This is a genomic window from Paenibacillus silvae (assembly GCF_014639235.1).
GTDB classification, from domain to species: Bacteria; Bacillota; Bacilli; order Paenibacillales; family Paenibacillaceae; genus Paenibacillus; species Paenibacillus silvae.
Map to the genome: position 1 here is coordinate 295071 of NZ_BMFU01000004.1, position 24399 is coordinate 319469.

At 48.7% G+C, this 24399-nt stretch carries 18 protein-coding genes; 15 read left to right on the forward strand and 3 right to left on the reverse strand.

Going from position 1 to position 24399, the window contains the following annotated elements:
- Positions 1–216: 216 nt before the first annotated feature.
- The 6 genes from IEW26_RS15705 to IEW26_RS15730 all read left to right on the forward strand — a co-directional run bounded on the left by IEW26_RS15705 (position 217) and on the right by IEW26_RS15730 (position 9257).
- On the forward strand, positions 217–2316 hold the full coding sequence (locus tag IEW26_RS15705) for an acyltransferase family protein (RefSeq protein WP_188593061.1): 2100 nt from the start codon (positions 217–219) through the stop codon (positions 2314–2316).
- Positions 2317–2599: 283 nt separating this feature from the next.
- Entirely contained in the window at positions 2600–3913 is a 1314-nt protein-coding gene (locus IEW26_RS15710) for an extracellular solute-binding protein (protein ID WP_188593062.1), read from the forward strand.
- Positions 3914–4039: 126 nt separating this feature from the next.
- Entirely contained in the window at positions 4040–4921 is an 882-nt protein-coding gene (locus IEW26_RS15715; RefSeq protein WP_188593063.1) for a carbohydrate ABC transporter permease, read from the forward strand.
- A 78-nt stretch (positions 4922–4999) separates the two neighbouring features.
- Complete coding sequence (locus IEW26_RS15720; protein WP_229729910.1) at positions 5000–5812, forward strand: carbohydrate ABC transporter permease; 813 nt, start codon at positions 5000–5002, stop codon at positions 5810–5812.
- A 29-nt stretch (positions 5813–5841) separates the two neighbouring features.
- A complete protein-coding gene (locus IEW26_RS15725) occupies positions 5842–7662 on the forward strand; it encodes a cache domain-containing sensor histidine kinase (RefSeq protein WP_188593065.1) in 1821 nt (606 codons plus the stop codon).
- Positions 7659–9257, forward strand: a complete 1599-nt coding sequence (locus IEW26_RS15730; protein ID WP_145402855.1) for a helix-turn-helix domain-containing protein — start codon at positions 7659–7661, stop codon at positions 9255–9257. Before IEW26_RS15725 ends, IEW26_RS15730 begins: the two co-directional genes overlap by 4 nt.
- Before the next feature lie 279 nt (positions 9258–9536).
- Here the strand turns inward: IEW26_RS15730 and IEW26_RS15735 are convergent, their stop codons facing one another.
- Positions 9537–10670 (reverse strand): FAD-dependent monooxygenase, encoded by a 1134-nt coding sequence (locus IEW26_RS15735; protein WP_229729883.1) that lies wholly within the window; start codon positions 10668–10670, stop codon positions 9537–9539.
- Between the two features lie 269 nt (positions 10671–10939).
- Here IEW26_RS15735 and IEW26_RS15740 point away from each other — a divergent pair, with 269 nt between their 5' ends.
- Entirely contained in the window at positions 10940–11422 is a 483-nt protein-coding gene (locus IEW26_RS15740; protein WP_111269910.1) for a MarR family winged helix-turn-helix transcriptional regulator, read from the forward strand.
- A 132-nt stretch (positions 11423–11554) separates the two neighbouring features.
- Here IEW26_RS15740 and IEW26_RS15745 read toward each other — a convergent pair whose 3' ends face one another.
- On the reverse strand, positions 11555–11854 hold the full coding sequence (locus tag IEW26_RS15745) for a hypothetical protein (protein ID WP_188593066.1): 300 nt from the start codon (positions 11852–11854) through the stop codon (positions 11555–11557).
- A gap of 208 nt (positions 11855–12062) precedes the next feature.
- Between IEW26_RS15745 and IEW26_RS15750 the strand changes: the two genes are divergently transcribed.
- From IEW26_RS15750 to IEW26_RS15760, 3 genes are all read left to right on the forward strand, one after another.
- Positions 12063–14096, forward strand: coding sequence for a Na+/H+ antiporter (locus IEW26_RS15750; protein ID WP_188593067.1), 2034 nt, complete (start codon positions 12063–12065; stop codon positions 14094–14096).
- A 127-nt stretch (positions 14097–14223) separates the two neighbouring features.
- Positions 14224–15006: a polysaccharide deacetylase family protein gene (locus IEW26_RS15755; protein WP_145402853.1), complete on the forward strand. Its 783-nt coding sequence runs from the start codon at positions 14224–14226 to the stop codon at positions 15004–15006.
- Positions 15007–15200: 194 nt separating this feature from the next.
- Positions 15201–15413 (forward strand): YwbE family protein, encoded by a 213-nt coding sequence (locus IEW26_RS15760; RefSeq protein WP_145402852.1) that lies wholly within the window; start codon positions 15201–15203, stop codon positions 15411–15413.
- 56 nt (positions 15414–15469) lie between these two features.
- Here the strand turns inward: IEW26_RS15760 and IEW26_RS15765 are convergent, their stop codons facing one another.
- On the reverse strand, positions 15470–16888 hold the full coding sequence (locus IEW26_RS15765) for a hypothetical protein (RefSeq protein WP_188593307.1): 1419 nt from the start codon (positions 16886–16888) through the stop codon (positions 15470–15472).
- Positions 16889–17209: 321 nt separating this feature from the next.
- On the opposite strand from IEW26_RS15765, the gene IEW26_RS15770 reads away from it, so the two are divergent.
- The 5 genes from IEW26_RS15770 to IEW26_RS15790 all read left to right on the forward strand — a co-directional run bounded on the left by IEW26_RS15770 (position 17210) and on the right by IEW26_RS15790 (position 24371).
- Positions 17210–19003 carry a sensor histidine kinase gene (locus tag IEW26_RS15770; protein ID WP_188593068.1) on the forward strand — a complete coding sequence of 598 codons (1794 nt, stop codon included), beginning with the start codon at positions 17210–17212 and terminating at the stop codon, positions 19001–19003.
- Positions 18978–20591 carry a response regulator transcription factor gene (locus IEW26_RS15775; protein ID WP_188593069.1) on the forward strand — a complete coding sequence of 538 codons (1614 nt, stop codon included), beginning with the start codon at positions 18978–18980 and terminating at the stop codon, positions 20589–20591. Before IEW26_RS15770 ends, IEW26_RS15775 begins: the two co-directional genes overlap by 26 nt.
- 180 nt (positions 20592–20771) lie before the next feature.
- On the forward strand, positions 20772–21758 hold the full coding sequence (locus IEW26_RS15780) for an ABC transporter permease (protein ID WP_174812286.1): 987 nt from the start codon (positions 20772–20774) through the stop codon (positions 21756–21758).
- Positions 21759–21775: 17 nt separating this feature from the next.
- A complete protein-coding gene (locus tag IEW26_RS15785; protein ID WP_145402849.1) occupies positions 21776–22684 on the forward strand; it encodes a carbohydrate ABC transporter permease in 909 nt (302 codons plus the stop codon).
- A gap of 154 nt (positions 22685–22838) precedes the next feature.
- Positions 22839–24371, forward strand: coding sequence for an ABC transporter substrate-binding protein (locus IEW26_RS15790; RefSeq protein WP_145402848.1), 1533 nt, complete (start codon positions 22839–22841; stop codon positions 24369–24371).
- Positions 24372–24399: the final 28 nt, after the last annotated feature.

Sequence of the window (24399 nt, forward strand, 5' to 3'; positions counted from 1 at the left end):
TAATCGTGAGTTCACGTGTAAATGATTAGGTTCAACTTATATAGATATCAGTTTTACCATTTATACAACTAAACTTATAGGCAAAACGTCTTCTTTATGTTGTAAATGAAAGATGGAAGGTGCAATACGTATGTTAATAGCAACCAGAACGGCCGAAGGTTCCAGAATGCCCCGATCACCATGGATGTGGACTGGCAATAACAAGGAGGGGCGCGCATGTCACAAGCAGTAAAAAGAAAGAGGCATATGAACGGACTGGATGGCCTGCGGGCTATCGCGGTAATTGGCGTGATCGCGTATCATCTTAATTTGGATTTTATTCCGGGAGGGCTGCTCGGTGTCGGTATATTTTTTGTTCTGTCCGGCTACCTGATCACGGATATTCTTCTATCTCAATGGCGGGAGCATGGACGTATCTCACTGGGAGATTTCTGGTTAAGGCGATTCAGGCGCCTGCTGCCCGGGATGCTGACGATGACAGCTGTAGTGATGCTCTGGCTGGCATGCACGGACCCGTCCCGGCTCGCCTCACTGCGAGGGGATATCGTATCCGGTATCATGTACATAAGTAATTGGTGGTATATTTTCCACCATGTTTCCTATTTCGAAAGCTTCGGTCCGCCATCGCCTTTTGGACACTTCTGGTCACTCGCAGTAGAGGAGCAGTTTTATCTGGTCTGGCCACTCCTGTTGATTGCCGCAATTATGTTGTTCAAAAGAAAAGGATGGCTGGTCGTTTTCATCGTGGTTGCCGCTGAATTGTCTGCAGGTGCCATGGCGATTATGTATAACCCGGATCTGGACCCCAGCCGTGTATATTATGGGACAGATACCCGTGCTTTTGCTCTGCTGGCCGGAGCCGCATTAGCTGTAGTCTGGCCGAGTCGCAAGCTGTCCAATGCGTTGCCAGCAATGAACCGCCTGGCTTTGGATGCCGCAGGGCTGGGTGCTCTTGCCGTGTTGATCTATATGATGCTGAACACCAGCGAGTACGATTCATTTCTGTATCAAGGGGGCATGGTGCTGCAAGCCGTTGCCGCGACTGTGCTGGTAGCGGTGCTTGCTCATCCTTCATCCTTTCTGGCACGTATCATTGGTGCCAAGCCACTTCGCTGGATCGGTGAACGTTCTTACGGAATGTATCTGTGGCATTATCCGGTTATCGTATTAACGAGTCCTGTTGTAGATACGGGGGGTTCACATCCTGTACGTATGATTCTTCAGGTGATAGCAACGGTTATACTTGCGTCCCTGTCATTAAAATATATTGAAAACCCGATTCGGTATAATGGCTTCCGTGACTCCTTATCCAGACTGTGGGGAAGAGGCAGGACGTCTCTCGTTCCTCGTCATGTATGGTGGAAACGCACAGGGCTGTTAATGACATTATTGCTGTTATGTTACAGTGTGTCTCAGATGGTGCTGCCTGTTGCAGCCAACTCCGATTCTCATACTATGTCTATGTCTACTGTGTTAAATGGAGAGAAGTCTGCAGAAGAACAGGGGCAGAACGTTCTGCCGGCTGGAACGAAACCGGCAGGTTCTGTTAAAACGAATCAGGATGCTCAAGCAGGTTCGGAATCAGGCGGCAAAGGCAAACCGGAAGAGAATAACAAGCCGGAAGCCGGGGATGCAGCAGGTTCCAGATCCGCCAAGACAAACGATTCCGCCAGCGGAAATGAGGATCAGAAGAATGAAACGTCAGACAACGAACCTGACAAGAGCTCTGCTGGTGCAGGGAACGGGGAAGCAGATCAATCCGGGCCCGAGGCTGTGGACGGGAAAAAGGACACAGCGGATTCAGGTAAAAAGGATGAACCGTCCACACCCGTTGTGCAGGATGGGAAAATCAATTATACCATTATCGGAGACTCGGTTATTCTGGATGCAAAACCGTATCTGGAGCAGAGTGTCGGCGGTTTCGGCGGTGTATATGTAGATGGTCATATCGGCCGCCAGATGTGGCAGGCTGGAGATGTGCTTCAGGGTCTGAAGCGAAACAAACAGTTGGGCAGTCAGGTGGTGCTTGAGCTTGGCACGAACGGTTCATTTAATTCCAGAAGTTTGAAAACCGTGCTGGACGGCTTGAAGGATGAAAGCCATGTCTACCTTGTAACCGTGCGTGTTCCGCGTCCATGGGAGCGGACGGTGAATAAGGCTCTGGAGGAAGCCGCCTCAAACTATAGCAACGTTTCGCTTATTGACTGGTATGAGGCAAGTGAAGGCCATGATGAATATTTTGAGAAAGACGGTGTGCATCTGACCGCCACGGGTTCTGAAGCTTTTGCGGCACTGGTGAAGAGCAGTATTCAATAATCGACATTTTTTATAACTAGTTACCGCGTATCTCGATGGATTTCGAACTTATAGTTGTCTTACCTTATACGGACGTGATTCATGTCCATCCACCATTCATAAAAGAGCTCTCCGCGAGGGATATCATTAACGGTACAATGATGATGTTGCTTGCGGGGGCTTTTTTTCTTGAAAATGGGAATCCGATATAATTCACCCCTGCATCCGCGGATTGTCACCTTACGGTATGATAGCGTTACCATTTACAATGACAGATATCAAATGCTCAAGGGGGAGTATAAAGATGTTGAAAAGATGGCTTTCAGGCCTGCTGGCATTGACCTTGTTCACAATCGTTCTTGCAGGGTGCACAAGTAGTGATTCATCCGAAACAGGCGGCGGGGGAGACAAGGTCGCTGTGACGATCTGGCACAACTGGACTGGACAGGATGCGAAGGCGGTAGCCATGCGTCAGATCATTGAGGATTTCCGCGCGGCACATCCGGACATTGAAGTGGTGGATGAGGGACTGCCAACGGATGGACTGAAGACAAGGCTGCGCACAGTTGCGGCAGCGAATGAGATGCCCGATCTGTTCGTGATGTGGCCGGATGCGATGACCAAGGAGTTTGTGAAGGGAGATCTGCTGCAGCCGATCAATGCAGAGCTTGATGCGAAGCCGGAATGGAAAAACAACTTTATTCCGGGTGCGCTGGATGGATACACGGTGGACGGCAATATTTATTCGGTACCGATGAATCTGGCGCCAAGCTCTTTTATTTATTACAATGAGGCACTATTTAAGGAGCATAATGTCAAAGTGCCTGAAACGTGGGCTGAACTGGAGCAAGCGATCAGTGTCTTTCATGAAAAGGGCATTATTCCGATGGCGCTGGGTAACAAGACCAATTGGGTGGCGCAATCTACGATTTTCAGTACACTGGCAGACCGGGTGACGGGTACGGATTGGTTTCTGAAGGCGGTAGCCCAGGATGGGGCAAGCTTTACAGACCCCGTGTTTCTGGATGCGCTGAACAAAATGCAGGAGCTTGGCAACATGAAGGCTTTTCAGGACGGATTTAACAGTATTGATGAAACACAGATGATGCAGCTTTATTTTCAAGGAAAAACAGCGATGGTCATGAACGGCGGATGGGCGCTGGCTAACCTGGTCAACAATGCTCCCGAAAACGTATTGAACAACACACATATTACGATTCTGCCTCCGGTGGAGGGCGGTCAAGGTGAACCAAGAACGACGTCAGGAGTGGTCGGTACGGGTCTTGGTGTCAGCAAAAAATTAAATGGTGCTCAAAAAGAAGCTGCCATGCAGCTGTTCTATGCACTCGCTGGCCCGGACGGTCAGAAAGCTACGCTGGACAGCAGCACACTCGTCAGCTACAAGATTGATCTCGATAAAACGAAGGCGCATCCACTGTTTGTCGAGCTGTACGATCTGATGCAGGAAGTGAAAATTACGCCGGTATACGATTCCAAGCTGGGCTCGGCTACGGTTGAGGTCATTAATAACGGCCTGCAGGAGCTGCTGATGGGCGGCAAAGCAGAGGACATTGCGGGCCGAATCCAGGCAGCTCAAGCGAATGCGGTGAGTCAATAAGGGCTGATCGTACGTACTGACTGCAGCTGAGGGTAAGGTGAGCACAAGGTAATCAAGGTAATCACAAGGTAATTCCCCTTCCCGGCAGGGGAGGGGTTTTTAGATTAGCGAGGGGAAGTGAACAGATTGAACGCACTGCGAAGCCGACGTTTCATTATGCTGGGCCTGGCCCCGGCAGTGATCATCTATGCATTGTTTGTGTTTGTTCCGGTTGTGTGGTCGGCATATTACGGATTTTTCAACTGGTCGGGCATCGGAGCTGCTTCGTATATTGGCCTGAGTAACTATGTAGAAATATGGAATGACGCGATCTTCTGGCGAGCCTTGAAAAATAACGTCATTTTTGTACTGGCTTCGGTGTTCGGCCAGATTCCGTTAGCTTTGATGCTGGCAGTGATGCTGCACAAGAGCAATCCGCTGCAGCGATTTTTACGATCTGCTGTATTTCTGCCGATGGTTTTGTCCACGGTGGTCATCGGCATGATCTGGCAGTACATTTATCATCCGCAGATCGGTATTCTGAACTTCCTGCTGGATGCGCTCGGGCTGGAGAGCTGGAAGCTGCAGTGGTTATCTGATGCAAAGATTGCCATCTTCTCACTTGTGCCGCCGCTGCTCTGGAGTTTTGTCGGATTGTACCTGATTATTTTCATCTCAGCGCTGCAGAACATTCCGGGGGAAATTCATGACGCGGCCAAAATAGACGGCGCATCCGGGTTACGCAAGCTTGTATCCATCTCGTTGCCGATGATCTGGGGTACGGTTCAGGTGGCTATTATTTTGTGTATTTCGGGCAGTCTGAAGTCTTTTGATCTGGTCTACATTATGACAAAAGGCGGTCCGGCTCACGCAACGGAGCTGCTTGCTACGTATATGTATAACTCGACGTTTACGACGTATCGATACGGTTTCGGCAGTGCAATCTCAACGGCCATCGTGCTGATTTCCTTACTGCTTATTGGAACAAGTCAGTGGGTAACCAGCCGTGGACGCAAAGAAAAGGGATAGAGAGGAGGAACATTCATGCAAGTAGCACCTGTGCCCAACCAAACATCGAGGGGTCCAGCAGGACATTCGATTCGCCGGATGCGCAGCGGAATCGTTTGGACGCTGCTTACGGTATATGGTATTTTAACATTGTATCCGTTTTATTGGCTTGTGCTTAGTGCGTTCAAAACAAACGAGGATTTCTACAGCAGGCCTTTTGGTCTGCCAGCTCACTGGAATGCGGCCAATTTTACAAACGCCTGGCAGAGCTCGAAGCTGGGAACTGCTTTTGCCAATTCATTAATTGTATCCATTGGATCCTTGGTGCTGACGCTGTTTATCGCGGCACTGGCCTCCTTTATTCTGGCCCGATTCCAGTTTCGCTGGAAAGGCCTTATTATGACGTTTTTTGTAGTAGGCATGCTTATTCCGATTCACAGCACCCTTGTGCCATTATTTATTTTGATGAAACAGATGTCGCTTCTGAACACGTACTGGGCATTGATGCTGCCATATACTGCTTTTGCCCTGCCTACGGCGATCTTTGTGCTTACTGCATATCTGGTCAGCATTCCGCGAGATATTGAAGAGGCGGCGTTCATGGATGGCACGGGACTGTGGGGGCTCTTTACGCGAATTATGCTTCCAATGTCTCTGCCTGCGCTTTCAACCGTGACGATTTTGAGCTTTCTGCATGCGTGGAATGACTTTTCTTTTGCCCTTGTATTTATTAATAAAACCGGATTGAAAACGTTACCGCTTGCCATTGCAAATTTTGCTGACGGATATCAGACGGATTATGGTTTGACACTTGCTGCGATGACCCTGTCTGTTATTCCTACGATTATTGTCTATCTGATCTTTCAGGAACAGGTGATGAAGGGTATGACAGCGGGTGCAGTCAAAGGATAAGCGAGAGCGCATCCAAAGGAGGAACAGAGTTGGTTCGCTGGCTTGCATCTTCACTGCAGCGGAAGTTATCCGTGGTTGTTACAGCCTCGATGATTGTGCCGCTTCTGGCGCTGGGGCTGTTTGCTTTTCTGTTCTCCTCGCGCATTACAGAGGAAAAAACGAAGCTGTCGGGTATGGATACGCTGAAACAGGTTGAGTCCAACCTCCGATATATGCTTCAGGATGCCGAGAATTTATCTATTTTCCTGATTGGGGAACGTGATATCCAGCAGTATTTAAGCCGTAATGAGGATCATGAACTGGATCGCATCGACATTTTGGGCAGAATGACCAACCTGGCTGCCTCCAAAAAATATATAGCGAACATCGCGATATATCCCGGGCGTTTTGATGCTGCCTTATCGACAGCTACCTGGTACGAGGCAGACGGCTCAAGCATCTATTATCCGCCGGTGCCAAGCGGAGAGGCAGACAAACGATGGACGGGCGTCTATCCTGTCCGAAACTATGCGGGGGTTCAGAATGTCATTACTTTAATACGCCCGATCCGCAGCATTCATGATTATCGGCCGATTGGCTGGCTCTCGATCAGTCTGGATGAGAAAGTAATATCTAAAGGATGGCCTGAATTGGGACTTGGCAGAGGGGAAGGCGAGCTGGAACTGGTTGGCGGTTCCGGCGAGATTTTATCCTCGATGGACAAGTCCAGGCTTGGGCAGCATGTGTCTGATCTGGAGCCCGGCCTTATGCTGCGTATTCAGAAGGGACGCAGCGGAACGGCGATTTACGGTGAGAAGGAACACAAACGTACCGTACTGTATTATCCGGAGGAATTAACAGGCTGGACTTTGGTTGGAACGGTTCCTTACGAGCAGTATCGTTCCGAGAATAGTTACATTTTGATTCTGACTGCGATAGCAGTGGCTATCTCAGCGCTGATCAGTGGTGGGCTGATCTGGTTCACCATTCGCCGGATTACGAGACCGCTGCTCCTGTTGACGCGGCATCTGTCGAGAATCGATCCGAAACGTCCACTCCCCTTGTTTCAATCCGTGAGCAATGATGAGATTGGCAGGCTGGGCGAGAGTTATAACCTGCTCGGTGAGCATATCCAGATGCTGAAGGAAGAGGTTATCCGCGGGGAGGCTCGCAAAAAAGAGGCAGACCTGCGTGTGCTTCAGGCACAGATCAATCCCCATTTTCTGTATAACACGCTTTCTTCCATTCATTGGATTGCGCTGATGTCCAAAGAAAGTCGAATCGCAGATATGGTGGAGGGGTTAAGTGATTTTCTGCGTATCAGCTTGAACAATGGTCAGGATTACTGCCCGGTGGCTCAGGAGATTGCACATATCCGTCATTATGTGCGGGTGCAGTCTATTCGTTTCCCGGATCAGTTTGTGCTTCATTATATTGTTGATCCTGCTCTGGAGCGGCAAATGATGTTGAAGCTGCTGCTGCAGCCGCTTGTGGAGAATGCGATGCTTCACGGTATTCAGCCAACAGGGCGAAGGGGCACGATCACGATTATGATTCAGAAGGACACAGGAGATGAACGTATGAATATTCTTGTGCTGGACGATGGTGCAGGGATGGCTGCGGACAAGCTGGAGCAATTACGAGCAAACCTTGCAGCCGTAGCAGAAGGAAGCAATGTGCTGTCATCAGGCAGTCAGCTGCAGGAGAAAACACTCGGCAGCTCATTATCTGATGGCGGATATGGCCTGCGCAATGTCAATGAAAGACTGCTGCTGCATTACGGAGCCGATTCACCGCTTGAGGTGCACAGCAGAGAGGGCGAGGGCACCCGGATTTCATTTTCAATTCCAATCCTGGAGGACATGCCGTGAGATTATTAATTGTTGATGATGAGGTCATTATTCGAACAGGACTTGCAAGTGTCATTGCCTGGCATGAGCTCGGAATCGAGCTTCTTCAGCCCGCTGCCTCAGCGGAGGAAGCTTTGACAAGGATGGCAGAGGAACGTCCGCACATTTTGATGACGGATATTCGGATGAATGGCAAATCAGGTTTGGAGCTGGCTGAAGAAGCCATGCTGCTGATCCCTGAACTTGAGGTCATTATTTTATCCGGTTATGATGATTTTTCTTATGCGCAGCAGGCTATTCGTAACGGGGTCACCGATTATTTGCTCAAAACGAGCAAGCCGGAAGAAATTATAAGAACTGTATTGCAGGCCAAGGGAAGAATTACAGACCGCTGGGCCGAAAAATCCCGCGAGGAACAGCTTTTGCGTGAAAATCGCGAGCGGCTGTTTGCAGACTGGGTCATTGAAGGCAACCACTCAGGTGTTTGTCCTGCTTTTCTGGAATTTGGAGCAGCATCCGGGCAGTCAACACCCGCCGAACGGGAGGATCACAGCGCGAATGGATATCGCAACAGGCAGGTTGCTCTGATTCAGACGAAAGGCTGGAGCGGCACCTCGGATGCGCTGCTGCGGTTTGCTGTACAAAACATGCTGCAGGATGTGCTGCCCGGGTCGGTGGCTCAAGTGCATAAGCAGCATATTGTTTGCATTGTGCCTGCTGTTTCTGAAGATGAAGTAAGCGTATACAGGCTGGAAGCCGGGTTAAGCCAGATCGAGCAGTGGCTGAAATGTTCACTCCGGGCAGCGGTTGGCAAGCCAGTTCATCGTTCCGATGAGCTGCACCACAGCTACCACACTGCTCTGACTGCTTTTCGCTATCGCGGGTTACTGGATGCCAAAGTGTGGCGGTATGAAGACATTCGTACACGGCAAGGCGGTAAAAGTGTTTTGACACATGAGGAGGAGACTTCTCTTGGTACACTACTGCTGGATCATAATCCGGTCAAACTGACAGCATGGATTCGTGAGCTGATGACAGGACTGATGCATGAGCCAAACGTGACGCCAGGATCATATGCAGCCTGTTTACATTCGGTTGTCATTGCAGGTCACCGCTGGCTGGCGCGAACGCTGCAGGCGATCGGGCGGGAGCATACAGCCCGGATTGAGCCGTGGACGCCTGAACCGGATAAAGATGCTGCAGCGCTGGGAGATGAGCTCTTTCACCATCTGTATGAACTGATGCATGTGTATCACAGCCGTATGGGGCAAGGGCAGGCGGCGCATGTGCAGAAAGCGATTGGTTATATTGAATCCTCACTGACTCAGGATGTTAGCTTGCAGCAGGTGGCAGGACGTGTTCATTTGCATCCGGGGCATCTTAGCGAGCTGTTCAAAAAAGAGATGGGCGTAACGTTTGGCGATTTTGTCACCGATATGCGAATCAGACGGGCGATGGACATGCTCGCGGTGTCTCCGGCAAAAGTGAGTGAAGTGGCCGCGGTTAGCGGTTACGAGGATGTGAAGTATTTTAGCAGGCTGTTCAAAAAGCATACAGGCAAAACTCCCAGTGAATACCGGGAGCATGTACTTTTATACAAATCTTCGGGCATCTAGAAGTTATAGCTGCCTGTGGGCCTGGTTCATGAGAAGAACGTATATGAGCAGGCCAGAAAATCAGACAAGCTGTGATTTATCTCAGGCTAGAGTCTGAAAAATATAGCTCAAAAAAGCCATGTCCTGGGAAGGATTTTTTGAGCTACCCTGTGGTATGAGCTGAACTATTTACACGTGAACGGAGAGGACAGAAAAAACCTGAAAAAGCGGAGCTAAAAGCTTTTTGTAAGATAGCCACATCGGAAGCATAAGCTTCGCCTTGGCTTATACAGGCGCCGATTAACGAAAAGATTCATAGCGTTGCTGGAAAGAAGACTCCATCTCGACCTGACGCGCCAGCTGCTGTTGCACTTTGGTGCCACGAATAGCCTGCAGCTGCTGCAGCGCTTCAAGTGATCTGAAATCTTCCTTTGCCATGTGAATGAGCAACTCGGAGAGCACATCTGCATCCTCAAGCGCCGCGTTTAAGCCGAAGGCACCTGTAGGGGTCATCGTATGGGCGGCATCTCCAAGGAGCACCACATGATCCGCTGCCCACTTAGGGCTATAGCTGCTTTCTACGGAGAGCAGTACAAAATCACTCCAGTTCCGGATATGCGCTGCGACGGAATCTGCAAGACACGGGAAGGCCGCAACGAGCTTACCCACGAAGGGGGCGAAGGGCTGCTCGCGCAGCTTGGCATAACCTGCCTCTGGAATATTCCATCCGATCTGAACATAACCGCCGTACTGCGAGAACAAAGCAAGCTGTTGTCCATCCATGCTGGCCATACGAACTGCGGGTTCCCAACCAGCGGGAGCGGGAATTCGGGCCCATAACAGATCGTAGCCATGCTTGCGAATTTCCGGCGCAAGGCCGGCATGTTTGCGTACCGCCGAATATCGGCCGTCTGCTCCAACAATGACGGATGCTCTGATGCTTGCCGGGACACCATTCTGGCGCACATTAATGCCTGCAATGCTGCCATTTTTGTCCCGAAGCAGTCCTGTCATCACGGTATTAAATCGAATTTGATGCAGCGGGTTCAGCCCTTGCGTTTGAGCCATGATTGCTTCAAGCAGATGATCCTGAGGTACATGAATGCCAACATGACGTTCCCCTTTACTCAGATCAGGATCAATCGTGTGCAGAATGTTCCCCTCTTCCCAATACTGGATTTGCTCCAGCGGCAGTGCACCAAGCTCTTGAATGTGCGTATACAGCCCATGTTTATTCAGAATGGCTTCACCATCTGTGTTCAGCAGTTCGCCGCGAAAAGACTTATGCAGATGCGGCTGACGCTCAATAAGTAATGTAGAGATGCCCTGCTGATTAAGTAAATAGGACAATAACATGCCGCCAGGGCCTGCGCCCACGATGCAGACATCTGTATGACTGAGGTTATCTATTTCGGTCATTTTCATTGAATTCATATCCATTATTCCCTTACGTTATATTGATGAATCTCATTTACTTTATGATAACAAATTTACTTAAATTATTAAGTAACTAAAAGTAACTAAAAAGATATACGTTATTATATACAAACTACTCATCATATACAATAGGCTGCCTCATATTTTTATTCATATGTACCCAGGGACACAGGCTGCTTCAGCCCCTTCTGTTTTTTTCGCAACCAAATGTGTGTAAATATGTTACAATAAACGGTAGGTTATGATGAAAGGCAGGAGGAACGGATATGAGCCCGAATACGGAGCGAAACTCGCAATTGGCAAACGTGGATCAATTGTTGGAGGCCTTCTTCAGATATAAAAACAAAGTATTGGATCAACAGCAAAAGTCGGAAACCAACTGTAAGATGAATCCAACGAAGAGTCATATATTAGGCATGATTTTACGTGAACAGCGCTGTATGGCAGTTGATGTTGCACGTCAGCTCAGTCTGTCCTCCGGGGCGACAACGATCGTTTTGAACCAGCTCGAAAGTGATAACCTGATTCAACGCGTTCGGAGCGAGGAAGATCGTAGAATTGTCTGGCTTTCCTTGACGGAAGAAGGAGAGCAGTTAGCCAGAACGCTGAATGCCAACCGAGGTCGTATGACATGGGAATTGTTACAAGCGCTTACGGAGGAAGAACAGCAATTAATGCTCGGTATGCTCAAAAAGATCGAGATGAAGCTGCTGGAGAAAATGAAGTTGTTAGAACAGACCTATCGTTAATAATAAAATATGAACTTGAAGACGTCAGTCCTCATGCGTTCGTCCCGAAATACGGGTATGAATCGTGAAGACTGGCGTTTTGCGCATTTCTTCTCAAGCTTGACGTATTTCTTTTGAATTGGAGCGGAGGGACTAAAGATGAAAACGGAATATATGCTCATTCAAACCTTCCTGCTTCAAAATTTCCTTCTGCCTTCTTCCCATCAGATCAAAATGAGGGAAGGGCTGTCTTCGATGAATGTAGTGCGGGTCCAGACTGTGTTCCCGGCACCACTGCTCCAGACGGTCCAAATCTGCACAGCCGACCTTGGTAACACTTGTAATTCCGGGAAATCGTGAATCAAGCCAGTAATGAGTCAGATAAGCGATTTCGCCGCGAGCGACCTGCTCTTTCCATGCGGCCAGTTCTTGTCGTTTAATTCCAAAAGCCATCGTTGAACGATCCTTTCCAGCGGGGTATGGTCCTATACATATTGTACATCTTATAGATATCTATAATCAAAATGGATTGCATGAACGAGTAGGAAAGCGATTGGAATGGGTAAAGGAATATGAAAACTTTGTTATAAGCGTCTTTGATTTTGTTAAAATGAGGACATTATGATGTTTGCTAACTTTAGCAGTGGAAAGGGTTGTCATCATGGAACTATTTATTGCTGTGCTTGTCCTGCTGGTACTGATCGGTTTGTCGAATGTATTAAACCGGTTTGTGCCTTTTATTCCCGTTCCGCTCATTCAGATTGCACTTGGTGTAGCTGCAGCGCTGCTGCCTGCAGGTGTTCATTTACCGCTTAATCCCGAATTGTTTTTTGTACTTTTTATTGCGCCATTGTTATATAACGATGGGAAAAGAACACCACGAAACGAACTGTGGAACCTGCGCGCACCGATTCTGCTGCTTGCTCTTGGGCTGGTGTTCGTCACAGTTGCTGTAGCCGGGTATATAATTCACTGGCTAATTCCGTCCATCCCGCTTCCAGCGGCATTTGCCCTTGCAGCCATTTTGTCTCCGACCGATGCTGTAGCTGTGGGAGCTATGGCGGGACGTGTACATTTGCCAAAAAGCATACATAGACTTCTTGAGGGCGAAGCGCTGATGAATGATGCGTCCGGTCTGGTTGCGTTTAAATTTGCGATCGCTGCAACGGTTACCGGTGTTTTTTCACTCGCTCAAGCAACAGTCAGTTTTATCCTGATTGCAGCTGGAGGTCTGCTTGCGGGTGCTCTGATGTCCTTTCTGTTGATCCGGCTCGGGGTATGGATTCGCAGATTGGGCATGGAGGATGTAACCATTCATATGCTGCTGCAAATTTTGACTCCGTTTGTCATTTACCTGGTAAGTGAGGAGATCGGGGTTTCCGGCATTTTGGCGGTCGTTGCAGGGGGCATCATTCATGCCATTGAACGGGATCGGGCAGAATCGGTGCAGCTCAAGATGCAGGTCGTGTCGGCAAGCACATGGTCGGTTATTTTATTTATTTTGAATGGTCTTGTATTTATGATTCTGGGTGTACAGATCCCGGATGTGTTAAATACGATCTTTGTCAACGTGTCATTTAACAATTTCGAAGTGTTAGGTTACGTGGTGCTCATTTTCCTGCTTCTTGTTCTGCTGCGTTTCCTGTGGATTTATCTGTTCTGGCAGGGAAATGAATGGCTGCGGAGCACCAGGAAGTCACCTATCGGCAAACCACGCTTTAAAGAGATTATAATTCTCTCCCTTTCTGGTGTAAGAGGAGCGGTAACACTTGCAGGTGCATTTTCAATTCCTTATGTTCTACAGGACGGGTCACCGTTTCCCGAGCGGGATTTGATTATTTTCCTGGCGGCCGGTGTCATCCTGGTATCTCTGATCGCGGCCAGTGTGCTGCTGCCTGTGTTAGCAAGGGAGGAAGGAAAGACTTCGGATGAGCATACACCGCAGAAGTCTGAACGCAAAGCACAAGACATTATGCTGAATGCAGCCATTCGAGCGGTCAAATCCGAGATGAATGATGAAAATAAAGCCGCTGCCCTGACCGTCGTATCGGACTTGTCCAAATACATTAAACAGGCGGCCGGACAGTATACTGCAGATTCACGCAAAGCGATGCAGAAACAGGAAACAGTAATGAATCTGGTCGCCACACGAGCGGAGCGCAAGGAGATTGAAGCGATGATGGACGAGAATGCTCTGGGACCCGAAGCCGCCTTCAAATGTGATACCTGGTTGGATCGCAAGGAGATGATGCTTTCCAATCGGGCCAACACGCAACTTCTGGCTTCACTGCACGAGGTCGGGCGTATGCTGGGTCAACTGTTCGCCAGTCGTAATCATAAGCAGGCTCAGCCCTTTATGCTGGAAAATGCAGAGCTGTTTCGCAAGGTGAAGCTGCGCACGTCCCAGGCTGCCATTAAAGCTGTACGGGCACAGATGAATGACACGAATCGTACGGCTGCGCTCTCTGTCATTGCCAAATATGAACGGGTCATGGCCAGGCTGCGAGCCTGGAACCAGGATAAGGCTGAAGATCCATTCAATCAGGAAAAGCTTGAGCTTCAGATGGTAGCCATTCAGGAACAGCGGAATACCGTTCAGCAATTATATGAGAACGGAGAGATTACCCGGGATGTAGCAGCCAAACTGCGTCGTTACATCAATGACGTGGAGGCGACTGTGCTGAAAAATGATTAATGAAGATGATTCATGAGTTTCCTACAATCGGGTAATGCTAACAGAGGATTGCAGTTTAAAGTATGGAGTTAAGTTTGCAGTTTAAAGTATGACGAATGAAGTATGAACATCAAAGTGAGGATACGACATGAACCTGAAAGCAGCTCGATTTGTCGCATTGTTCATGCTGGCTATGGTGTTGCTGACCAGTTCAGCGTATGCCAAGCCGGTGCAGAAGAATCGCCAGTATTATGAAGAGCGGGGAGAGATCGTGTGGGAAGTTCCTACACATGACAAACTGATCGCCCTGACATTTGATGACGGACCAGACCCCGTCCAGACACCCCAGATTTTAGCTTTACTGAAGCAGTATGATGCGAAGGCGACCTTTTTTGTGCTTGGCAAATGGGCAGAGAAGTACCCTGACATCGTTCGGCAGGAGCAGCTTCAAGGGCATGAGATCGCGAATCATACGTATGCTCATACGTATGCCGTGCGCTCAACAGCAATAGGTAAATATTTGAAAGACATGGGGGCGGCGGAGGCCTCCATCGTTAATGCAGGAGCGCAGCGTCCGTTATTGTTCAGGCCCCCCGGCGGTTACTACAATGATATGGTGATTCAGGCGGCCAAGCAAAAGGGATATACCATTATTTTGTGGTCCTGGCACCAGGATACACGAGACTGGGCTTTGCCTGGCGTATCAGCGATTACGAAAAAAGTGCTGAACAACGCACGGAATGGGGATATCGTGTTATTCCATGATAAGGTTGATGGCAGGTCGCAGACCATCGAATCCTTGCGGAAGATTTTGCCCATATTGAAGGAACGAGGATATGAATTCGTAACGGTGTCCGAGCTTCTTGCTGTCAAGGCTCGCGAAGCCGCCAAGGAGGGAGTTTCATCCTCATCACCGCGAAAGCATCCATAATCTCTGCTAACCAATCGATCCATCCTGCTTCGGACAGAAACTGAAGCACGTGCGCATATGGAATGCTGTTATATCTGTTCAAGCCGCAGTCCCTGATCGTATCATGGGGCCTGCGGTCTTTTGTTTTGCAGTCCAAACGTCTACAATAGATAGAGCTGAACCGCTGCTGATACTTCAATAAAGAAGGTGAATATATGAATGGACAAAAAAGAGCAGACATCAAACCGGGTCTGGAGGTTGATATCGTACTCAAGCAGGATCAGGCCTCCGGTAAACTAACGAGAGGTATTGTCAAAGATCTGTTAACCAAATCTCCTTCACATCCGCACGGCATTAAAGTGAGATTAACGAGCGGACAAGTTGGGCGCGTGAAACAAGTAATTTCAACGAACGATGCCAATGAATAAACAAGGCAGGTTACACACTATATCAGAGGTGATCTCGCTCAATCATACATTACGTTTTAGATAAGAAAAATCCCGACAATTGTTGTTACGGTTAGTCCGATTATGACCGGCTTCAGATTACGCCGTGCCAGCTCAAACGGGCTTACCCCGCAGATCGCGGCAGCTGGAATTAATGCCCATGGTATTAACGTGCCACCGCCAACCCAGATGGCTGCGATCTGACCCAAGGCGGTAAGCATCGGTGCTGAATCTGCTGAGCCGGCAAACATGGTAGCAATCGAGCCAACAAGCGAAATTCCCGAAAATCCTGAACCGTCCATACCGGTTACAGCGCCGGTAACGGTCATCGTAATCGCCCCCACAGTGCCGTTCATTGGCACAATACCCGCAAGCGCAACGCCAAGATCATTAACGATCCCGTGTGAGCCTTCAGGAAGAGGATTAGCAAATAATTCGGTAATTGCTGCGTCTCCAAGATAAAAAAATGCAGCAATCGGAATGACCGGACCGAATACTTTGAAGCCAAACTGGAAGCCTTCAATGAGATAATGGGTCGTTTCCTCTGATCCGTTATAACGATGCGCTGCCATCGAAACGGCGATCAGAATGACCACGGCGGTTCCACCAATTAAGGCGGTTGCATCTCCTCCCTGCAGGCTTAACACAAACATCAATACAACATCAAGTGCGAATAACAACGGTACAATAAGTGCAAATGCTTTTCTAAGATGAAGGGGCATCGTATGCACTTCGATAGATGAATGACTTTCTGGTGCTACAGGAAGCTCTGTTGACGGTTGCTCTAACTTGACCGTTTGCTGTTGAGCGTTGCTGGATTTCATCTCTTTGCGAAGCATCCAGAAGGCAGTCAGTGTAGATACTGTGCCCATGACAAGCACAAGAGGCACGCTGGCAGCCATCACGGACGCTACGGGAAGACCGGCTGCATCTGCTGTAAGCTTTGGAGCACCTTGAATGATGTAATCGCCTGACAGAGCAATGCCATGACCAAACAGGTTCATAGCGATAGCAGCTCCAATGGGAGGCAGTCCAACCCGTACGGCTGCTGGCAGGAGCACTGCACCGACCAGTGCAACAGCTGGAGAGGGCCAGAAAAATAAAGATACGACCATCATAATCAGCCCGATACTCCAATAGGCTGCCTGAGGAGTTCGAATAAAACGGGTAAGGGGTCTCACCATGACTTCATTGATGCCTGTTCTAATCAGCACACGACTCATTGCAACGATAATTGAAATGATAAAGATGGTGCTTAACAATTCCTTGGCAGCGTAGATGAAACTGTTAAAAATGCCGGCGACCGAGCCGCTTAACGTTTCTGCTGCCAGCAGTCCGATCGTCATAATGCCGGCGACACAGATGATGGTTGTATCTTTGCGCCGAACCATAACGGCGATAATGAGGACAATAAATGCCAAATAAACATAGTGCAGCGGAACAAGTTGAATATTCATCATGATGACAACCTCCCTGCATATCCCTACTCCCTGGTCACTTATCCCGGGAGAGTGATATATCCTATGCATGTCAGGCCTGGGTGTTCAAGCAGGATTTTTTTTACATTCAGAGAATTATGTAGGAGTGAAACGAAGCGTACACATGGGATGCACCGGAGAATACAAGTCACGAGAACACATATCCGGGGGTCACCGAACCTGATAGACAACGTCGAACACAGGTGATTACAATATACATGCTATCTTGAGGGAGAAATTAGAAACTACAGATCAAATCAGAATAAATCAGATTATCCTGAATCAAAAGGACGGTAATCCATGAACTTGATCCGTTCATTGCGCTTTAAATTTATTGTGGGACTTACGCTGATCATGCTGCCACTGTTCCTGCTGCTTTATTACAACAATGTGTATGCGATGAAGGTGGTACGTGATAAGGTATCCCTCACTTATATGAATCATCTGGCCAAAAATGTGGAGCAAAATGAACGTGTACTGCAGGAAACGAATCGATATTTATACAGTTTGGGCGAGCGTGACCCTGATATTATCTCCCTGTTCTTTCTACAATACGGAAGTGGAGACTATATTATTGCCAAGCAGCGTATTATGAACAAATTTATGACCGATATCGGATTTTATAATCTTATTGATTCATTCTATTTATACGATGCGGTGAACGATGATCTGCTGCTGGCCACCGCGGGCAACTATGATATCAAAAAGTCCGTTGTGCAGCGAAGTATGCCAGCACAGCTGCGCCAGCTGGAGGGCGATATTCAGAAGCCGGAATGGAGTATTGTACGCGGAGGCTCGTTTAATGCGTTAGTGAAAACGGTGCGGATCAATCAGCAATTCTATGCCGGGGCTTTGGTAGACATGAATGCACTGAATGATTCACAGCAGTTTACTGAATCGGGAGACAGAGGCGGAGCTGTTATCGTGACTCCCGATGGCAGAGCCTTGTCTGATTCAACGCTGGATGCGGGACAAATTAAACTGGCGGCTGATCATTTGGCCGGTTTGGAAAGTCCGTATCAGGTCATCACTGAAACGAGCGGGCAGGCCCGGCAGTATCTGATGGTTGGCATTGCCTCCGCGATGTCGGAGATGAATTATGTTGTATTGCTGCCAGAGGAAGACATGATGCGCAACCTGCCTTTTTTCCAACAGATTATCCGATTGCTGCCTATAGGGGCTGCTGTCATTCTCATTACGGCGTTGTTCTTCCTGCGGCAGCTTCTGTTCCGTCCGATGAACGCTCTGATTCGCGGCATGAGAAGGGTTAGTCGCGGAGAACTGAATGTGACATTGGAAGCACCATCCTCCTCCGAGCTGGAGTTTGTGACACGCAGCTTCAATCAGATGATTCAGGAGATCCAGCATCTGAAGATCGATGTATATGAGGAACAGCTGCGGACGCGGGAAGCTGAATTCAAGCAGCTGCAGATGCAGATCAATCCGCATTTTTATCTGAATTCCCTGAATATTATTCACAGCCTTGCCTCCCTGCAAAAACATGAGCTGGTACAACAGATGGCAGGTCACCTGGCCGATTATTTCAGATTCAGTTTACGTGCCGGCAAACGTGTAATCAGTCTTAACGACGAGATTGAGCATATTCGTCACTATCTTGAGATACAGAAGCTGCGCTTTCCGAGCAAGCTGGAATTCGAACTGGACATTGATGCGAAGGCCGGTCAGTATGTTCTTCCGCCGCTGACGATACAGCCTTTTGTCGAAAATGCGATCATTCATGGCTTTCAGCGGAGGATGCAGCCCTTTGTCATTCGTATTTCGGCACGTGTGAAGGAAGCGGGAGACGGTGATGCCAAGGATGGCATGCTGGAGCTTCAGATTAAGGATAGCGGAGTCGGCTTTGCACCGGAGCTGCTGGAGCAGCTGCAGCAGGCACAATATGCCAGGGACCCCGGAGGACAGCATATTGGAATATGGAATGTGGCTCACCGGCTGCTGGTTAAGTATGGCAGCGAGGCAGGTTTGACTTTTGAAAACAGGATAGATGGAGGCGCTGTAGTACGGATTTATCTGCCTGCTCAGACGGAAGAGCAAGAAGGAGGAACTCATGCGGAACCTGTTGATCGTGGATGATGAGGTATACGCTCTGCAAGCGATGCTGGAGGGTGTGGACTGGAAGGCTGCCGGAATTGATCAGGTGTTCGGGGCATGTGATGTGGAAGAGGCCAGACAGGTCATTCGGACGGAGGCCATTGATATTTTGATCTGTGACATCGAGATGCCCGGGGAGACCGGTCTGGATTTGCAAAGCTGGGTGCTCAAGCATGATCCAGGCATACTGACTATTTTTTTGACGGGCCATGCACTGTTTGATTATGCCCAGACAGCAATCAAGCTGAACAGCTTCGATTATCTGCTGAAGCCTGCTCCGGCGGATCAGCTTATCAAAGTGGTTACACAAGCCATGGACAAAATCAGGGACGGAGAACAGCGTACCCGAACGAACGAGGTTTACGAAACCGTATACAAGCGGTGGAAAACTCATAAACCTCTACTGACCGAGCGTTTCTGGAAAGACGCAATATCCCAGCGGAGTGCACTAACCCCGCAGAAGCTGCAGGAGCTCGCCGAGCTGTACGGCGCAGAGATTGATCCCGAAGTGCGTGTGCTGCCGATTGTTATATCGGTGGAGGAGTGGGTACGCGAGTTCAATCTGCGCGATGAAGAGGTATTGGAATATGCCTTGCGTAATGCGGCCAGAGAAGTGGTTTTGGGTGATAAACCAGGTGAAGTGTTTCAGGATCACAGCGGGCTTAACATCGTTCTGGCGTATGAACAGGATGGAACGGTTCTTTCTGCGGAAGAAGCCCAGCAGCGCTGCCAGCGTTACATTCAGGAGTGTGGGACTTATTTCTATTGCCGTTTGTCCTGTTATGTAGGAGCGCCTGTGGCTGTAACTGAACTGCAAGGCATGCTGAATGACCTTATGGACATGGAGCGCCGTAATATCAAGGAACTGGAAGAGGTTTTTGTCTATGACGAGCGCCACCGGGCTCAGGAAGATCGTTTTTTACCGATTCCATGGTTTTCTGAGCTGTCCATATTGTTTGAAACAGGCAAAGTAGATGATTTGCGTGAACGTGTGCATGAAATTTTTGAGCTGCTTGCCGCGCAGGAAGGCTTATCCCCGGAAATGCTGCGTCTTTACTATCATGCGCTGCTGCATGTCGTCTATCCCCTGCTGCATCAGAACAATGTTTCCATTCGCAGTCTTTATCCAGGAGAGCGAGAGCCGGAGGAAGCGGTAGTGACAAGATCGCTGTCGCAGCTGAAGCAGTGGACGCTTGATCTGATTGACCGTGTCATCCCCGTCCTGTACCCGGACGATCAGAATCCGATGTCGATTGTGGATCAGCTGTGCATTTACATTGAGAATCATATCGGCGAGGAGCTGATGCGGGAGGAGCTTGCAGCGTTTGCCGGATTTAACCCGGCTTATCTGTCCCGTTTGTTCCGCAAGGAAAAAGGAATGTCTCTGTCCGAATTCATTCTGCAGCGCAGGGTAGCGATGGCGAAAACCTTACTCTCCCAGTCCACCGTCAAGGTGACCGATATCGCAGGCAAGGTAGGATACTATAATTACTCTCATTTTACGAAAATGTTCAAAAAATGCACCGGCATTACGCCGCAGGAGTTTCGCAAACAGTCCAGAACCGTGTAATCAGGCGCAGCATGCTGCGCTTTTTGTTTGTTATTTATGTAATGAAAGTCATAATTTGATTATTGAACAGGTCACCACAGCAGATAGAGGACTTGATCACCCCGCCGTATACTTGAACCACAGGAGGCGCACGGAGCTTTATCCTGAGGAAGAATTCAAGAGGAGTGAGGGAGAACACGTATGAAGACACAACCCCAGGCGGGTAAGGGCGTACGAATATCGGAGATACCGGAAGGCACGGTTCGAAAGCGCAAGTCCGTGTTATACAATCTTGGCAAATACAAGGTGCTCTACCTGATGTTTCTGCCAGGCATTTTGTTTCTGCTGGTAAACAACTACATGCCGATGTTCGGCGTTCTGATCGCATTCAAAAATGTCAACTATGCCGATGGAATATGGGGGAGCCCGTGGAGCGGATGGGATAATTTTAAATACCTGTTCTCAACCAGCGATGCGTGGGAGATCACGCGAAACACGCTCGCATACAACACCGTATTTATCGCACTTAATCTGTTTGTTGGTGTAGGACTGGCAATTATGCTAAACGAAGTGAAAAATAAAGCAATGTCCAAGTTATACCAATCTCTTATGCTGCTGCCTTATTTTTTATCCATGATCGTGGTCAGCTATCTCGTACTTGCTTTTCTCGGCAAGGACTCGGGATTTATGAACTCGACCATTCTGCAAATGTTTGGAGGACAGCCGATCGACTGGTATTCTGAACCGAAATACTGGCCATACATTCTGCCGCTTGTGAATACATGGAAGAATATCGGTTATTATGCCGTCATTTATCTGGCCGCTGTAGTGGGCATTGACGAAGAATATTATGAAGCGGCTGTGCTGGATGGTGCATCGAAGTGGCATCAGATTCGTTTCATCACCATTCCGTTTCTGATTCCGTTGATTGTCATTATGACCTTGCTTCAGATCGGACGTATCTTTTATGCAGACTTCAGCTTGTTCTATCAGGTTCCGCTGGAATCAGGCGCACTGTTCCCTGTAACCAACGTTCTTGATACGTATGTATATCGTACATTCCTTATTGGCGGAGACATCGGGATGTCATCTGCGGCAGGTTTGTACCAAGCGATTGTCGGTTTTGTGCTGGTGCTGGTATCCAATACCATCGTCAGACGGATCGACAAAGATAATGCACTATTTTGAGAGGAGGCAAGTCAGTTGTGAAAACACGTGATCCATTAGCGGTATCCAAGCGTTCCGCAGCCGTCATTCATTTCATGTTTCTATTCTATGCCATTGCCTGTATCGTGCCGATCATACTGGTCTTCGCCATCTCTTTTTCGGATGAAACAACGGTTATCGCCAATGGCTACAAGCTCATTCCGGAGCAGTTCAGCCTGACAGCCTACGAGTTTCTGTTCAAGGATATGGATCAGATCATCCACTCTTACGGCATATCGATTATCGTTACCGTTGTCGGTACGATTACAAGTGTTGCACTGACAGCACTTTATGCGTATCCACTCTCACGCAGGGATTTGCCGTATCGCGGCTGGTTCGCCTTTTTCATCTTTTTCACCATGCTGTTTAACGGGGGACTTGTTCCCTGGTATCTCGTATACGTCAACGTGCTGGATCTGAAAAACTCTATTCTGGCGTTGATCCTGCCGCTGTTGTTATCACCGTTTTTTGTACTCGTCATGCGAACGTTCTTCGCCAACTCCATTCCGGTATCTATTCTGGAATCGGCGCGCATTGACGGAGCGGGGGAATTGAAAACGTTTTTGCGGATTGTCCTGCCGCTCTCGCTGCCCGTTATGGCAACCGTCGCACTGTTCAGTACGCTGAACTACTGGAATGACTGGTACCTCAGTATGATTTTTATCTCGGATAACCGGACGATCAGCCTTCAGTACCTTATGTACCGTACGCTGCTCGATATTCAATATTTAACTACCAACTCCAACGTTTCTTCACAGATTTCATCACAGGGCGCAATGCCTGATCTGCCAAACAAAACGCTGCAAATGGCAATGGCTGTTGTCGGTATAGGTCCAATTGTACTGGCGTACCCGTTCTTCCAGCGTTATTTCATCAAAGGTTTGACGGTAGGTGCTGTGAAGGGATAACTCCAGCCGGTTAGGGAGTGGTCAAGGTTATTGTAAGATAGACGAAAGGGCATATACAGAAAGGTTTTTACCGTTTGTTTGGAATTGGGGAAGAACGGTAAAAAGGTAAGGTGTCAAAGGTTAACGGTCCATTATATGAACAGGAGGGGTTCAATTGGTTCAATCGTTTAAAGTGTGGTCACGTATGACAGCGGCTGCCATGACACTGGCTCTGGTGCTTGCTGGCTGCTCGCCTGGCAAGGGGGGGACTGCAACACCGGGAGCAGAAGGAAGCACTCCGAACGCAAGCAATACTGAAAAACCTTACGAGGTTTCGCTGTTCTACCCGGGCACACCTCAGAAGGATGTTGCATTGGTAGAAGCAGAGATCAACAAAAAGATGGAGCCCAAGATTGGAGCTACGATCAAAATCAATGCTGTGGACTGGGGGCAATGGGATAATAAGCTGAACCTGATGATCTCCTCAGGGGAGAAGGCCGACATTATTTTCACCGCAGCTTGGCAGAACTACACCGTTAACGTAGCCAAAGGTGCGTTCTTGCCACTGAATGACCTGCTGGATGAATACGGGCAGGACATCAAGAAAAATCTGGACCCTGCCTTCCTGGAAGGTTCTCAGGTGGATGGTGTCAACTATGGTGTGCCAACTAACAAGGAGCTTGCAGCCACCCGCGGTGTACTGGTCCGCAAGGACCTGGCTGACAAATACAAGCTGGACCTGACAGCAGTTAAAACATGGGCTGATCTGGAGCCACTGCTCAAAACCATTAAGGAAAATGAACCTTCCATCACTCCGTTCTATATGTCCAATACGAATGGTAACGGTTTGCTCGAAAACCTCGACTGGGATTATCTCGGTGATGCTTCCGTACCGGGTGTGATCTCCAAAACAGCAGGCGAAACAAAAGTGCTGAATGAAGTGGAGACGCCGGAGTTCAAACAAGCGGCCGAGCTTGCACGTAAATGGTATCAGGCGGGTTACATTAACAGCGACGCAGCAACGTCCAACGTATTCCCGAAAGACCAGGCCAAAGCCGGCAAAGCGTTCATGTGGACGGATGGTATGAAGCCGGGTAAAGATAAGGAAGAGGAAGGTTATGTTGGTTACCCGCTGACACAGATTGAAATGACAAGTCCGACCATTACGACAGGAGATGCATCCGGTGCGATGCTTGCAATCTCCCGTTCTTCTGAAAAACCGGAGAAAGCCATGCAAGTTATTAACCTGCTTCACTCTGACAAAGAAATTAACAACCTGCTCAACTTCGGTATTGAAGGTAAGCATTATGTCAAAGTAGATGGTCAGGATAACATCATCAAGCTGCCTGACGGCGTGGATGCCAACAGCCGTACCTATAATCCAGGTGCACAATGGCAATTGGGTAACCAGTTCCTGAATTACCTGTGGGATAATGAAGACCCGCAGAAATGGGAGAAGTTCAAGGAGTTTAACGCCAAAGGTGTAAAATCTCCTGCCCTTGGTTTCACGTTTAACAGCCAGTCCGTGAAAAACGAAATTGCGGCTGTTAACAACGTCAACAAACAGTTCAAACCAGGCATGACCTCGGGTGCGGTTGATCCGAACGAGATGATTCCGAAATATCTGGAAAAATTGAAAGCAGCAGGTATCGATAAAATTATTGCGGCTAAACAGGAGCAGCTGGATGCATTCCTGGCTGGAAAATAAAGCTTCAGACAAAGACGTTATCGGTTAT

Excerpts from the sequence above, each read along its gene's own strand:
- IEW26_RS15755 (WP_145402853.1), top strand. The coding sequence starts at position 14,224 with ATGAACCTGAAAGCAGCTCGATTTGTCGCATTGTTCATGCTGGCTATG.
- IEW26_RS15775 (WP_188593069.1), top strand. The coding sequence starts at position 18,978 with ATGCGGAACCTGTTGATCGTGGATGATGAGGTATACGCTCTGCAAGCG.
- IEW26_RS15705 (WP_188593061.1), top strand. The coding sequence starts at position 217 with ATGTCACAAGCAGTAAAAAGAAAGAGGCATATGAACGGACTGGATGGC.
- IEW26_RS15760 (WP_145402852.1), top strand. The coding sequence starts at position 15,201 with ATGAATGGACAAAAAAGAGCAGACATCAAACCGGGTCTGGAGGTTGAT.
- IEW26_RS15765 (WP_188593307.1), bottom strand. The coding sequence starts at position 16,888 with ATGAATATTCAACTTGTTCCGCTGCACTATGTTTATTTGGCATTTATT.
- IEW26_RS15740 (WP_111269910.1), top strand. The coding sequence starts at position 10,940 with ATGAGCCCGAATACGGAGCGAAACTCGCAATTGGCAAACGTGGATCAA.
- IEW26_RS15770 (WP_188593068.1), top strand. The coding sequence starts at position 17,210 with ATGAACTTGATCCGTTCATTGCGCTTTAAATTTATTGTGGGACTTACG.
- IEW26_RS15745 (WP_188593066.1), bottom strand. The coding sequence starts at position 11,854 with ATGGCTTTTGGAATTAAACGACAAGAACTGGCCGCATGGAAAGAGCAG.
- IEW26_RS15780 (WP_174812286.1), top strand. The coding sequence starts at position 20,772 with ATGAAGACACAACCCCAGGCGGGTAAGGGCGTACGAATATCGGAGATA.
- IEW26_RS15750 (WP_188593067.1), top strand. The coding sequence starts at position 12,063 with ATGGAACTATTTATTGCTGTGCTTGTCCTGCTGGTACTGATCGGTTTG.
- IEW26_RS15720 (WP_229729910.1), top strand. The coding sequence starts at position 5,000 with ATGCGCAGCGGAATCGTTTGGACGCTGCTTACGGTATATGGTATTTTA.
- IEW26_RS15710 (WP_188593062.1), top strand. The coding sequence starts at position 2,600 with ATGTTGAAAAGATGGCTTTCAGGCCTGCTGGCATTGACCTTGTTCACA.
- IEW26_RS15735 (WP_229729883.1), bottom strand. The coding sequence starts at position 10,670 with ATGAATTCAATGAAAATGACCGAAATAGATAACCTCAGTCATACAGAT.